General features: G+C 71.6%; 13 protein-coding genes. 7 read left to right on the plus strand and 6 right to left on the minus strand.

Features of this window, described 5'->3' with window-relative positions:
* Positions 1-20: 20 nt before the first annotated feature.
* On the minus strand, positions 21-686 hold the full coding sequence (locus tag ACIBK1_RS36180; RefSeq protein WP_030510232.1) for a response regulator transcription factor: 666 nt from the start codon (positions 684-686) through the stop codon (positions 21-23).
* A 217-nt stretch (positions 687-903) separates the two neighbouring features.
* On the opposite strand from ACIBK1_RS36180, the gene ACIBK1_RS36185 reads away from it, so the two are divergent.
* From ACIBK1_RS36185 to ACIBK1_RS36195, 3 genes are all read left to right on the plus strand, one after another.
* A complete protein-coding gene (locus ACIBK1_RS36185) occupies positions 904-1995 on the plus strand; it encodes a hypothetical protein (protein ID WP_396740148.1) in 1092 nt (363 codons plus the stop codon).
* A gap of 283 nt (positions 1996-2278) precedes the next feature.
* Positions 2279-2536 carry a hypothetical protein gene (locus tag ACIBK1_RS36190; protein ID WP_396740150.1) on the plus strand — a complete coding sequence of 86 codons (258 nt, stop codon included), beginning with the start codon at positions 2279-2281 and terminating at the stop codon, positions 2534-2536.
* A gap of 57 nt (positions 2537-2593) precedes the next feature.
* Complete coding sequence (locus tag ACIBK1_RS36195; protein WP_396740152.1) at positions 2594-3430, plus strand: SDR family oxidoreductase; 837 nt, start codon at positions 2594-2596, stop codon at positions 3428-3430.
* A 30-nt stretch (positions 3431-3460) separates the two neighbouring features.
* Here the strand turns inward: ACIBK1_RS36195 and ACIBK1_RS36200 are convergent, their stop codons facing one another.
* The gene (locus ACIBK1_RS36200) at positions 3461-4456 is read right to left on the minus strand and encodes a hypothetical protein (protein WP_396740154.1); all 996 of its coding nucleotides are present in this window, start codon (positions 4454-4456) and stop codon (positions 3461-3463) included.
* A 174-nt stretch (positions 4457-4630) separates the two neighbouring features.
* On the opposite strand from ACIBK1_RS36200, the gene ACIBK1_RS36205 reads away from it, so the two are divergent.
* The gene (locus ACIBK1_RS36205) at positions 4631-5311 is read left to right on the plus strand and encodes a maltokinase N-terminal cap-like domain-containing protein (protein WP_396740156.1); all 681 of its coding nucleotides are present in this window, start codon (positions 4631-4633) and stop codon (positions 5309-5311) included.
* Positions 5312-5407: 96 nt separating this feature from the next.
* Here ACIBK1_RS36205 and ACIBK1_RS36210 read toward each other — a convergent pair whose 3' ends face one another.
* The 4 genes from ACIBK1_RS36210 to ACIBK1_RS36225 form a co-directional block, all read right to left on the minus strand.
* Positions 5408-7072 carry an FAD-dependent monooxygenase gene (locus ACIBK1_RS36210; RefSeq protein ID WP_396740216.1) on the minus strand — a complete coding sequence of 555 codons (1665 nt, stop codon included), beginning with the start codon at positions 7070-7072 and terminating at the stop codon, positions 5408-5410.
* A gap of 15 nt (positions 7073-7087) precedes the next feature.
* On the minus strand, positions 7088-9127 hold the full coding sequence (locus ACIBK1_RS36215) for a beta-galactosidase (protein ID WP_396740158.1): 2040 nt from the start codon (positions 9125-9127) through the stop codon (positions 7088-7090).
* Positions 9128-9426: 299 nt separating this feature from the next.
* Positions 9427-9627: a ferredoxin gene (locus ACIBK1_RS36220; protein WP_030510224.1), complete on the minus strand. Its 201-nt coding sequence runs from the start codon at positions 9625-9627 to the stop codon at positions 9427-9429.
* 40 nt (positions 9628-9667) lie between these two features.
* A complete protein-coding gene (locus ACIBK1_RS36225) occupies positions 9668-10879 on the minus strand; it encodes a cytochrome P450 (protein ID WP_396740160.1) in 1212 nt (403 codons plus the stop codon).
* A 270-nt stretch (positions 10880-11149) separates the two neighbouring features.
* On the opposite strand from ACIBK1_RS36225, the gene ACIBK1_RS36230 reads away from it, so the two are divergent.
* The 3 genes from ACIBK1_RS36230 to ACIBK1_RS36240 all read left to right on the plus strand — a co-directional run bounded on the left by ACIBK1_RS36230 (position 11150) and on the right by ACIBK1_RS36240 (position 13198).
* Positions 11150-11779, plus strand: coding sequence for a DedA family protein (locus tag ACIBK1_RS36230; protein ID WP_076440799.1), 630 nt, complete (start codon positions 11150-11152; stop codon positions 11777-11779).
* Between the two features lie 91 nt (positions 11780-11870).
* On the plus strand, positions 11871-12401 hold the full coding sequence (locus ACIBK1_RS36235; RefSeq protein ID WP_396740163.1) for a pyridoxamine 5'-phosphate oxidase family protein: 531 nt from the start codon (positions 11871-11873) through the stop codon (positions 12399-12401).
* Between the two features lie 377 nt (positions 12402-12778).
* A complete protein-coding gene (locus tag ACIBK1_RS36240) occupies positions 12779-13198 on the plus strand; it encodes a hypothetical protein (RefSeq protein ID WP_156081070.1) in 420 nt (139 codons plus the stop codon).
* The last annotated feature ends 10 nt before the right edge of the window (positions 13199-13208 follow it).

Genomic DNA, 13208 nt, shown 5'->3' on the forward strand with positions numbered 1-13208 from the left:
CGTTGGGTCCAATGCGGAATTCATCGCGGGACTCCGATCCGGTAGCCGCCCTCACGGACGGTTTCGATCACCGGCGGATCGCCGAGTTTGGCCCGCAACCGGCGCACCGTCGTCTTCACGGCCGTGGTGAACGGGTTGGCGGCCTCGTCCCAGACCCGTTCCAGCAACTCCTCCGAGGACACAACCCGGTCACCGGCAGCGAGCAGGCATTCCAGCAGGGCGAACTCCTTCGGGGTGAGCTCCAAACGCCGTCCGCCACGAAAGGCCACCCGCCGGCTCGGGTCCAGGGTCAGATCTTCTGCCTGGAGGACCGGAGGCACGGCGGGCGCCGAGCGGCGCCCCAGCGCGCGCACGCGGGCCACGAGTTCGGTGAAGTCGAACGGCTTGGGCAGGTAGTCGTCGGCGCCCAAACCCAGGCCCTCGACCCTGTCTCGCACGGTGCCTGCGGCGGTGAGCATCAGCACCCGCGACCCGGCGCCACCGGCGGCGATGTCACGGCACACGTCGTCGCCGGGTGTGCCGGGCAGGTCGCGGTCCAGCACCACCACGTCGTATCGGGTGCCGGCCAGGTGGGCCAGAGCGTCGTCGCCGTCGAGAACGACGTCCACCGCCATGCCCTCGCGGCGCAATCCGGTCCCGATCGCCCTCGCCAGAACCTCGAAGTCTTCGACGACCAGAACTCGCACGACCGTCCTCCTTCTCGTTGGTGGTGCCGCGTTCGGCAGGCCGCGACCGCACTGCTCACGATGTCAGGGATCCGGTGTCGGCCGGGTGTCAGCCGCTGACACCCGGCCGACACCGGCCGTGCCGTACAACCATCCCGGAAAGGCGTCCACGAGAGACACGACCCGTGAGCACGGTGCCCGTCACACGAGCGGAATCGCCGTTCGGAAAGGACCAGACGTGAGAGATCCACGGTTGACGCGGCGCAGGTTCCTCGCCGTCACCGGTGCCGGTACGGCAGCCGGCGGACTGCTGACGACCAGTTCGGCGGGCAGCGCCGGCGGGCAGCTGACGACCAGTTCGGCGGGCAGGGCCGACGCGGCCACACGGGACCTCAACCAGGCGGTGCTCGCGGCCTTCGAGCGCCACCGGCTCGTTGCGATCGGTGAGTCACACGGTCAGCAGGAACACGGTGACGCGCAGCAGATGCTGCTCACGGATCCGCGGTTGCCGCAGGTGGTCGACGACATCGTCGTCGAGTTCGGCAACGCGTTGTACCAGCCGATCGTCGACCGGTTCGTCGCCGGGGCGGCTGTCGACGACCAAGTGTTGCGGCAGGTCTGGCGGAACACCACGCAGTCGCCCGGGGCCACCGGCGACCAGCCGATCCGTGAACAGTTCTTCCGGACGGTCCGCGCCGTCAACTGGACGCTGCCTGCGGAGCGAAGGATCCGAGTGCTGCTCGGGGATCCGCCGATCGACTGGTCCCACATCACCACCCAAGACCAAGTGGATGCCTTTCTCGCCCAACGTGACGCCCACATGGCATCAGTGGTGAAACGGGAAGTGCTCGCCAAGAAACGCCGGGCACTGATCTGCTACGGCAGCGGGCACGTGATGCACTCGCCGGCGCCAGGACAGAACGCCGACCACGGAGTCCCGCTTATCGAGGAACAGACCGGCCAGCACGTCTACGTGATCGTGGCCGGTAGCCATCCCCGCCTGGTGACCTGTCCACGGCGCACCGTGATCCCGTGCTCAGGCACCTGGCTGGAATCCACCGACGCGGGACAGTTCATGGACGCGCCGCGGCTGTGCGGCGTCCCCTTGGGAAAGCTGGCCGACGCTGTGCTCTACCTGGGCCAACTGACGGACCTGACGCAGTCGCTGTGGAACCCCGCGATCTTCCTCGACCCGGTGTACTGGGCGGAACTCCAGAGGCGCAACGCGATCAACGGGGACCTCATCGACCTGGAACAGTACCGGCAGCAGCAGCCGATCGCTTTGCCCGCGCCACCTCCCGGGAGCTGCGCCGCCAACCGCGGTCGCTGACAGCGAGAAGCACGGATTCACCCCAGGGGCGCTCGCACCCGTGAACGGAAGACGCGGGCTCGGAGACCAGGGTGAAGCCGGTGCCGGCGTCGCGCCCGGGCGAGACACGGAGGCCGGGCAGCGGGTGTTCCAGATCCGGGCGGGTTCTCCGGGCGAGTGAGTTTCGTGCTAGCTTCTCGATCGTAAGGTGCAGCGCTCGTTCACGAGCGTGTCGGGACATCCGGCCGGCACGACAGCCTCAGGTAAGGCTGTCTGGATCTCTCAGCAGAGAGCTTGCCTCGCCATGTCCTCATCCTTGTCTCCACGTGCGTGCGCGACACAGCAGGCACGCGCCGGCCGGCCGCTGCCGGAACGGCCGCCGATCGGCAACCCGGGCTTCGTGGCAGGCCTGGACACCGTCACGCCGAGCGGGCCGTCCAGCGGCGTCCTGCCCTGCCTGCTTCTCGCGCTGCTCCTCACCCTGCGCCTCGCCCTGGCCGTCACCGCGGCGTGCCTGACGGGCATCCCGCTGCGTCCGCGCCGGGGAGCACTCGCTCACTGAGCCTTCCGCGCTTCCGGAAGGCATCCGCACATTCGTACCCGTAACCGGAGTATTTCCATGATTCTCGTCACCGGAGGCCGCGGCGCGGTCGCCAGCCAGCTGCTGACCCTGCTGCTTCAGGCCGGTCGCCCCGTACGCGTGGCGTCCAGCGACCCCGGGCGGCTGCGAGTGCCGGACGGCGTCACGGCCGTCACCTGCAACCTGCGGGATCCCGGCACCTTCCCGGCCGCTCTCGCCGGAGTCAGCGAGGTCTTCCTGTACGCCGAGGCTTCGCACGTCGCCGAGTTCGCCGACGCCGCCGTCACCGCGGGGGTCGAGCACGTCGTCCTGCTGTCGTCCGCCGCCGTGCTGGGTCCCGGCGCGGCCGGCGATTCGCTGGCCAAGTCCCATCTCGACGTCGAGACCGCGCTGCTCGCCGCACCGCTCACTACCACGATCCTGCGCCCCGGTTCCTTCGCCGGCAACGCCGGCGCCTGGGCCTGGCCCATCAAGGCCGGACGCCCGGTGAGTCTGCCCTACCCGGGCTCCCACACCGACCCCATCCACGAACGCGACCTCGCCGAAGTGGCCTTCACCGTGCTCACCGACCCGTCCCACCAGGGCCGGCGCCTCCACCTGACCGGCCCGCAGAGCCTCACGTTCAGCGAACAGATCGGCCTGCTCGCCGAGATCACCGGCCGGGCGATCACCGTCGGCCACGTCACCCCGGAGGAATGGAAACAGGAGACGGCCGGCTACATCCCCGGTCCTTACGCGGACGCCCTGCTCGACTACTGGCGGGCCAATGACGGCCGCCCCGTGCCCCTGACCGGCACCGTCGAACAGGTCACCGGCCACGCTCCCCGCACCTTCGCCACCTGGGTCCGCGACCACGTCGCGGACTTCACGGGGTAGCACTTCCACGGCGGGCCGCCGGGGCGTGGGTCACCCGACCCCGCCCCGGCGCGTTCGCGCGGCCTTGAGCAGCGCGGCCAGCATCACGATTCCTGCCGTGATGCCCAGCCCGTGCTGGACGACGGAAACGGCCGGATACTCGGCGGCCGCGTAGCCACCCGGCCGGAGGAGGGCCCACAGGAGCTTCCACGACGCCCACGCGAACAGCGAACCCGACGATGTGAAGGCCAACGCCATAGGGATCCACAGGGGCATCCTCGGCCGCCCCGTGACGATCACGCGGATCGCAGCGGCGCCGATGACGGCCCAGAGCGCGGAGTTGCCGGTGAGCAGCCGTCCGTTGACGTCCATCAGGTCCCGGTGCGCGGGGGTGATGCCGAGCGTTCCGCCCGCCGTCCAGTACGTCCATAGGAGGACCAGTGCCGCGACCAGGATGTACAGAGCTCGCAGACCGGATCGGCCGAGGGGCAGGGGAGGGCGGTCACCGACGCGTCCGAGGAACGCGGCCGGCCACCGTTCCCGCATGTAGATGGGGAGCGCTATGGCCAGTCCCAGGGCCATGCCCGCGAATCCGATGCCGATGAACACCATCTCCCACGATGGGGCGGCATCGCCGCCGCCGGAGTCGCCGCCTCCCGCGCCGCCTCCGAGGACGGCGCTGAGCAGCATGTAGGGGATCATCGGTACGAGGAATCCTGCCCCCATCCAGGCGAAGAAGACCAGCGGCGGCGCCGGGACGCGGCGGCCCCGTCGTTGCGCGAGGACCAGCCCCAAAGCGATGCCGACGACCGACATGGCGACGGTGACCCCGTTCAACAGGCCCCAGTCGCCGTCGGTGAAGCTGGATGGCGCGTGGCCGAGCAGCGCCGCCACCACCCAGACGACCTTCACCGCGAGATAGAGCGACAGCGACAGTGCGGCGCCGTAGCCGGCCACCACGCGCGCCGCAGTCCATCCGGCACCGACCTGGTCCGTCTCGACCGGTGTCGCGGTGCCCCCCACCGTTCGTGTCTCATCCGTGTTCACGGTCGAGATGCTTCCGGCGGGCGCCGGCGTCCGCCTCCCCCGGGGGAACCATCCGCCTCCCCCACGCGGGGGAGCGGGCGAACAGCCGCCGCGGGCCGTATGAGACGATGATCCGCCCCGCGCGGTCGCGCCGGGGAGAACGGTGACGGGACGCCGACGAAGGGGCTTCACGGTATGGCTGTCATCCATCGCACCACGCTGACGCCCAGCAAACTGGAGCTGCTCACCGCGTGGCTTCCCACCCAGCCCTGGTACGAAGGCGAGGGGCGGCCGGAGCTGACGAGGGCCGGGGGCTTCCGGCTCGACGACCCGCGGGGCGAGGTCGGGATCGACTTCATGGTGGTCACCGACGTGTCCGGCGACCGGCCGGTCTCCTATCACGTGCCGCTCACCTACCGGGGGGCGCCGCTGGAGGAAGCCGATCACGCCCTCATCGGGACGCCGGAGCACGGCGTCCTGGGACAGCGGTGGGTCTATGACGGCACCCACGATCCGGTTCTCGTCGCACAACTCCACGCCCTGATCCAGGGCGACGCCGAGCCGCAGGCCCAGAGCGTGAGCGACACTCCCGACCCCACGGTCGTCGCGAGCTTCACGGGAGCCGCGGTGCCGGGCCCGATCCGGCTGACCGCAGTGGCCGAGGCGCCGCACGCCACCGACGTCGTCGTGGACGCCCTGGACGGTTCAGCGGACGGCGCCGGGAGCGGACAGCTGACACTGCGCGTCACCCGCGTCCTGCGGCCCGGCGAGACGGACGTCGCGGGGACCCGGGGGCATGTCACGGCCGGTTGGCGGCTGCCCGACGAAACCGAGGTCCGCGGCGTGTACGTCGTCGTCACGGACGCGCCCCGCTGACCGGATCTCCGATGAGCCGTCCTCCCGTCGGGTGACGCCCCCGCCCGCGGCGGTGTCGTCGCCGTCGTGACCACCGACCGCCGCTGGGGGAGGCCGTCAGGAGCCCGGCGTTCTGACGCGGGTCGTGGCGGCCAGCGCCGTGGCCGCCGCGGACCGCAGGGCCGTCTCGTCGCTCTCCTCCGAGGCCCAGGCGACGTGCCCGTCCGGACGGATCAGCGCGGCACGCACCCGCCGCCACTCGGTCCTGGACTCGACCGGTGCGCCCGCGCACACGACGAGACCCGGCGGCAGGGGCGGTTCCGGGAGCACGGGCGCTCCCGGCGGCAGGGGAGGCGCGGGGGACGCGGCCACCCGGCCGGGGAGGGCGCGGCCCGCTCCTGTGAAGTCGAGCAGCACGTAGCGCCCGGGGGTGAGCAGCGCGAACAACCCCGGCCCGCCGGACAGCGGCAGGTCCGGGGCCCGTGTCCCCACGAGCGGATGATCACCCGCGTCCCTTCCGTACGACACGCCGATGCCGGACACCTGCTCCGCCAGGAAGCGGGAGAACTCCGGCACCCGCGCGATGGCGTCGTCCAGGACCGACCGCAGGGCGAGGGTCTCGGGCGCGAACGTCGTCATGAGTGCGGTCTGCCCGCGGGTCAGGCGCAGCGTGGCCGCGCCGACCGGGTGCCGTTCCGCGTGGTAGCTGTCGAGCAGCCCGTCGGGAGCCCATCCCCGCACGGTGGCGGCGAGCTTCCAGCCGAGGTTCCACGCGTCCTGCACGCCGGCGTTCAGGCCCATACCCCCGGCCGGGTACAGTCGGTGCGCGGCGTCTCCGGCCAGGAGGACGCGGTCGCTGCGGTATCGGTCGGCGAGGCACGAGGCGGATCCGGTGCCGGACACCCAGACGGGGTCGTGCAGGCCGAAGTCGGTGCCGGCGACGGCCACGAGCCAGGCGCGCAGTTCCTTCTCCGCCGGCCGGTCCTCGTCGCCGAGAACGCCGGTGCCGTCGACGCCGGCCACCCGATGGAGGCCGGGCCCGATGGGCACGACCAGCACCTGCCCGGCCGCGTTGGTCTTCTGGAAGTACGGCACCGCCGGAGGGTCGTCGAGCGTCACGTCGGCGACCCAGGCGTACGCCGTGGAGGCGGTTCCCGGGAAGCCGATCCCGGCGGCCGGGCGGACCGCGCTGCCCGCTCCGTCGCAGCCGACCAGGAACGCCGTCTCCATGGTGGAGGGCCCGGCGGGGCCCTCGGCCCGCACCACGACCCGGTCCTTCTCCTGGGTCAACGCGGTGAAGGCGATCCCCCGCCGGACGTCCGCCCCCAGGTCGCGGGCGTGGTCCTCCATCAGTTCCTCGACCTTCGGCTGCGCGAGCAGGAGGACGTACGGGAAGGGGGTGTCGAGCGTCCCGTAGTCCATCCGGTGGTCGAGGAGACCGAAATGCGAGTCCGGCACCCGCGTGCCCTGCGCGACGAACGACTCGCCGACGCCGCGCGACGCCCACAGCTCCATCGTGCGGGGGTGAACGGTGAAGCCCTTGGAGTGCGGGTCACGTTCCGCCCGCCTCTCCAGGACCGTGACCTCGACCCCCGCGAGACGTAACTCCGCCGCGAGCCACAGCCCGGTGGGGCCGCCTCCGACGATGACGACCTCTCCCATGCGCCTCTCCCGAGAACGATCCGCTGACCGCGATCTTCGGTGCGAGGACGGTGGACCGCGCGTGCAGCGCCCGACCCTCGTCGCCCCGTCATCCTCTCCCGGCGGAGGGGGCGGCGCCAGCCGGTGAGGACCCCGTTATGCGCGGGGCCGCCGCAGGACGCGGACCTGCCGTGCGGCCAGGGTCGTGTCCGCGGCCAGGGCGGGGCCGTGAAGGGGATCGCCGGGGATCGCGGACAGGTCGACGCGCAGGTCGGTGCGGTTGATCAGGAACCAGTAGTCGTCCGTTCCGTCGGTGCGGACGGCGACGTCCACGAGCCCGCGGGCTTCGGGCGGCAGCTCCGAGGAGACCTCCGCGACGTCCAGCAGGTGAGGAAGGACGGCCCCCAGACCCTCCGGGCCGAGGCGGGTGGAGACGTACGATGCCGAGCCCGTTCCCGTACGGCGCGTCGTGACGGCGGGGCGGCCCGCGTGGTCGCCGGTCTTGTACGTCGCCACGACCTCGGTCGCCGGGTCGGTGACGTCGATCCGGTCGGTCCACAGCGTGCCGGTCACGCCGAGGTCGAGGTCGACGGCCTCGCCGTCCGGCAGGGGGCCGAACTCCTCGATGCGGATGCCGAGCAGGTCCCGCAGGGCCCCGGGGTAGCCGCCGAGCCACACGTGGTCGTCCTCGTCGACGATGCCCGAGAAGTAGGTGGTGACGAGGTGCCCGCCGGAGGCGACGTAGCCCTCCAGCCGCCGGGCCAGAGCGGCCGGCACGACGTGCAGGATCGGGGCCACGAGCAACTGGTAGCCGCTGAGGTCGTCGTCCACGTCGACCACGTCCGCACGGACGCCCGCGTCGAGGAACGCGGTGTACCAGTCGAGGGCCTCCTGGCGGTAGCGCAGCAGCGAGGTGGGGTGGGAGTCCAGCTCGCCGGCCCACCATGAGTCCCAGTCGAACGCGATCGCCACGGGGGCGCGCAGCCGCCGGGTGCCCGCGACCGGCGCGAGGGCGGCCAGCGTGGCGCCCAGGCCGGCGACCGACCGGAACACGTCGCTGTCGACGCCGGCGTGGGGGACCATCGCCGAGTGGTACTTCTCGGCCCCGCCCGCCGACTGCCGCCACTGGAAGAAGCAGACCGCGTCGGCGCCGTACCCGACGTGGGTGAGCGAGTCGCGGGCCATGCCGCCGGGCCTCTTCGCCAGATTGACCGGCTGCCAGTTGACCGCGCTGGTGGAGTGCTCCATCAGGTACCAGGGCCGGCCGCCGGCGAGCGAGCCGGTGAGGTTGGCCGAGAAGGACAGCTCGTCCTGCGCCTGCGGGCCGGTCAGCAGGTAGTGGTCGTTGGAGACGAAGTCGACCTCGCCCGCCCAGTCGGCGTAGTCCATGCCCTTGGTCTCACCCATGACCATGAAGTTCGTGGTCACGGGGACGTCCGGCGTCAGCGCGCGCAGGACGTCCCGTTCCGCGCGCAGGTGGTCCTTCAGCGCGTCGGAGGAGAACCGCTTGAAGTCCAGTTGCTGGGTGGGATTGGGGTAGGAGGCCGCCGTGCGCGGCGGCAGGATCTGCGACCAGTCGCTGTAGCGCTGGGACCAGAACGAGGTCGCCCAGGCGCGGTTCAGCTCGTCGAGCGTGCCGTACCGTGCCCGCAGCCACGCGCGGAAGGCGGCCGCGGCGTCGTCGGAGAAGTCGTAGACGTTGTGGCAGCCGAGTTCGTTGGAGATGTGCCAGGCGGCGAGGGCGGGGTGGCCGCGGTAGCGCTCGGCGAGGGCTCGGGCCAGCCGCAGCGCGTGCTCCCGGAAGACCGGCGAGGTCGGCCGCCAGTGCTGCCGCGCCCCCGGCCACACCGTGTGGCCGTTCCGGTCCATGGGGAGGATCTCCGGGTGCTTCGCGCTCAGCCACGGCGGCGGCGAGGCCGTCGCCGTGGCCAGGTCGACCGCGATGCCGTGGGCGTGCAGCAGGTCCATCGCCTCGTCGAGCCAGTCGAAGTCCCAGACGTCCTCGCTCGGCTGGATCCGCGCCCACGAGAAGATCGCCAAGGAGACGATGTTGACCCCGGCCGCCCCCATCGCGCGCATGTCCTCGTCCCAGACCTCACGGGGCCACTGCTCGGGGTTGTAGTCCGCCCCGAACCCCAGGCGGGCCCGTCCGGGGTCGGACGGCCAGCGCACCCAACGGTGCCGGTCAGCGTTCACAGCGACTCCTTCGAACGACGGTCCCGGACGACGACACGGCCACGCTTCGCTCCGGCGTCGAACATGGCACGCCCGGCGCGGCAGCACACTTCTGGTGACGTTCTCGTACGCCTTCATGCGGTAGCTGAGCGCGGTCCTGTCGCTCATGCCGGTCTCTCCTCAACCTCCCGCCGCTTGGCCGTTCCGGGGGGTGGGGCGGGTGCTGCAGGATCTCACGCCACGAGGGAGGGGCCGCCACTGCTTATCGCGAGACCGGCCCTGGCAGCCCCTCCCCGTCCACGGGCGACGTCCGCGGGGACTCAGGCGTCCTCGTCCAACTGGATGGCGGCGGCGGGGCAGACGGCGGCGGCCTCGCGGACCGCGGTGTGCCGGTCCCCGGCGGGTTCGGGCTCCAGCAGGACGACGATGCCGTCCTCGTCGCGCTGGTCGAACACCTCCGGCGCGATCAGCACGCACTGCCCGGCGCCGCAGCACTTCGCCTCGTCGACGATGACCTTCATGTCCATGTCCTCCTTGCCGATCGGGATTCGTGGCCGGAGGTCACCAGCGGACCGGGACCTCGCGCAGGCCGCCGACGGCCAGCCCCTCCACGCGTTCCAGCTCCTCCACCGGCACGGCCAGTTCCAGCGTCGGCAGCCTGCGCAGCAGCACCTCCAGGACGACCTGCAGCTCGGTGCGGGCCAGCGCCTGCCCCAGGCAGGAGTGCGCGCCGGAGCCGAAGGCCAGGTGGGGGTTCGGGCTGCGGGTCAGGTCCATCTCGCCGGCGTTCTCGAACGCGGTCTCGTCGCGGTTGGCGGCGGCCATGCTGCACACCACGGTCGTGCCGCGGGGCAGGACCGTGCCGCTGACCTCGGTCTCCGCGTTGAGATAGCGGGGCAGGCCGAAGCCGGAGTTGGCGTCGAGACGCAGCGACTCCTCCACCGCGGTGCGGATCAGCGCCGGGTCGGCCAGCAGCCGCTCCCACCGGGTGCGGTCGGCCAGCAGCATGGAGACCATCTTGCCGATCATGTTGGCGGTGGTCTCGTGCCCGGCGACCAGCAGCGCCATGCCGGTGACCAGGATCTGGATGTCGGACAGCCCGCCGTCTTCCGGACCGCCGGCCGTGATCATCTCGCTCAGCAGGTCGTCGCCGGGCTCGGCGCGCTTGGCGGCGACGAGGTCGGACATGTACTGGAAGAACTCACCCTGGGCGACCTCGATCTCGGCCTTGCCGTACCGGGTCAGGCTGAGCAGCGTGTCGGACCAGTAGGAGAACCGGTCCCGGTCGGCGGCAGGCACGCCGAGCATGTCGCAGATCACGTACACCGGCAGCGGGAAGCCGAGGCTCGCCCTGAGGTCGCTCGGCGCGCCGCGCTTGGCCATGTCGTCGATGAGATCGTCGGCGATCCGGATCATGGCGGGCCGCATGGCGTTCATGCGCTTGGCGGTGAACCACCTGCCGACCAGGCGCCGCCAGTGCTGGTGCTCCTCGCCGCTGTCGGGGATGATCGTCGCCATCTCGCTGCTGAACACCCCGCTGCCGTCCGCCGACAGCCGGGCCGCGTCGGGCGCGGTGAGCTGCCGGGTGAAGCGCGGGTCGGCCAGCACCTGCTTGACGTCCTCGTAGCGGGTCAGCAGCGTCGCCCGGTCGCCGCTGGGCAGCGTGACGTGGGCCACCGGGCATCGGGTGCGCAGCTCGGCCCACTCCGCGGGCGGGTCCAGCGCCGCGTCGTTGGGAATCGGGTAGCTCAGGGCCTGCTCGTTGACACTCATCCGGAATCTCCTCTTATCGATGGTCGGCCGCCGGAAGGACGGCTGGCCGCAAGGACGGCGCCCATCACGTATGCCCGGGCAAGCATGAAGACCGGTCGTGCCGATGCCCGTCTGCAGGCAAAGTCCCGAGGGTCTGGGGCGGGCGTCTCGGGTGGGCGTCTCGGGCGGGCGGGGCGGCGAGAACTCCGGGCGAACCAGGCTCGGCCGTGCGCCGCGCGCGTAAGTGCGCGTCCCCGGGGACACGACAACGGGGAGGCGCATGGAGGACGGGTGGACTCGATCATCAACTGGCTCTGGAGCCTGCCGGGCACGGTGCTCTACGCGGTCGTGGCGGCGCTGGTCTTCGCCGAGGACGCGCTGTTCGTGGGGTTCGTCGTGCCGGGGGAGACGGCCGCAGTGCTGGGCGGCGTGCTCGCCGGCCAGGGCAGGCTGTCGGTGTACTGGCTGGCGCTCGTGGTGACGCTGGCCGCGATAGCCGGCGACAGCGCGGGCTACTTCATCGGCCGCCGCCTCGGCCCCGGCGTCCTCGGCGTACGGGTTCTGCGCCGCCGCCGCGACCGCGTGGACAGGGCGCGGGCGCTGATGCGCCGGTGGGGCCCTCAGGCGGTGTTCTTCGCGCGGTTCGCCGCGTTCCTCCGCGCCATGATGCCGACCCTGGCCGGGGTCTCGCGCATGAGCTATCGGCGGTTCTTCCTGTTCAACGTCCTGGGCGGGGTGCTCTGGGGAGCCGGTTACACCTTCCTGGGCTTCTTCGCCGGAGCGGCGTACAAGCAGGTGCAGTCGGCCGTCGGCGGTGTGGTCGCGGCCGTTCTCGCCACGCTCGTCGTGACCGCTCTGGTCGTGTGGCGCGTCCGGCGGCACCGCAGGGGTTCCTGCCAGCGCGAGAACCCCGGCGGCTGAGCCCCCGCACCGCGGTTCGGCATGGCTGTTTTGTCGGTCCCGTCTGGCAGGCTGACCGCTCATCCACGGTCGTACGGAGGTTCCGCACCACATGGCCAGCTGGCGTGAAGTCGCCGAATCCGCACCGGAGTTCGCCACCCGGGTCCGGGAGTCGTTCGAGTCGCACAAGCACAAGACCATCGCGACACTGCGCAAGGACGGTTCGCCGCGGGTCAGCGGCATCGAGGCCTACGTCGTCGGCGACGAACTGTGGTTCGGGTCGATGCCCGGCGCGCTGAAGGCCCGGGACCTGCGGCGTGATCCGCGCTTCGCGCTGCACGGCCCTCCGGTTCTCCTCGGCGCCGCCGATTCCGCCGATTCCGCCGATTCCGCTGGTTCCGCCGGTTCCGCCGGTTCATCGGGGGGTGACACGAAGCTGTCCGGATACGCGGTCGAGGTCACCGATCGCGACCGGATCACGCCGATGCTGGCCGCGCGCGGCTTCGGTCCCGATGCTTTCAGCGAGTCCCACTTCTTCATCGCCGACATTCGCGGGGTCGTGCTGACGCGGATCGAGGGATCCGCCATGGTCATGGACCTCTGGCGCCCCGGGCAGGGAGTCCGCCGCCTCGAACGCGTATAGAGGGGAGACGGCAGGCGCTCACCCTCGATCGAGCGACGCGGGTCAGTCGTTGTTCGACTGCCGCCAGTCCAGCACGGTGTCTCGGATCTTGTCGAACACGGCCACCGACGGGCCGGCCAGCATGTTGGCGGTCGCGGACTCGCCGGCGCCGGGGTGGGGCGCGCTTGCGCTCGCCTCGTGCGGCGGCGACCTCCGCGAACATGGCCTTGATCGGGTTGTGCTGCGCCGGCAGCACGTCGATGACGTCCTGTTCGGTTGCATCGGACACGGTCGCCACCTTTCGGCTCGAAGACTCCGAGCCGCCTGCCCGGCGTCGGCTGCCCTACATCCGGACGCTGCCGGTGAGCCGAAGGGCGTCGTGATCCGTCATAGAGGGCATGAGGATTTCGCGTGTCGTGCTGCCGCCGCTGGCGGCCCTGTCCGTGCTGGCCGTGACCGCTCCCGCCGAGGCGGCCACGGCACACAGGAAGCTGCTCGTGGAGTTGCGGGAGGAGGGCGGGTTCGCCGGGCTGCGCAACCGGGTGGCCGTCTACACGGACGGCTGCACCGTGCTGAGCCGCCGCACCGGTCCCACGGTCCGCAGATGTCTGACCGCGGCGGAATGGCGCGGCCTGCGCGGCTCGCTCAAGCACCTGCGGCTCGGGCGCTCGCAGTCCCGGCCGCCGGGGGCCGACTTCATCGCCTACCGGCTGGCCTACAAGGGACACCGGGCCACCCGCTACACCCTGCCTCCGACCTGGCAACCGGTCGTGAGCAGGCTGGAGAAGGTCCTGGTCAAATACTCGGCGCCGAAGTGACCACCGCGGC

The organism is Microbispora rosea (assembly GCF_044460045.1).
Lineage (GTDB): Bacteria > Actinomycetota > Actinomycetes > Streptosporangiales > Streptosporangiaceae > Microbispora > Microbispora rosea.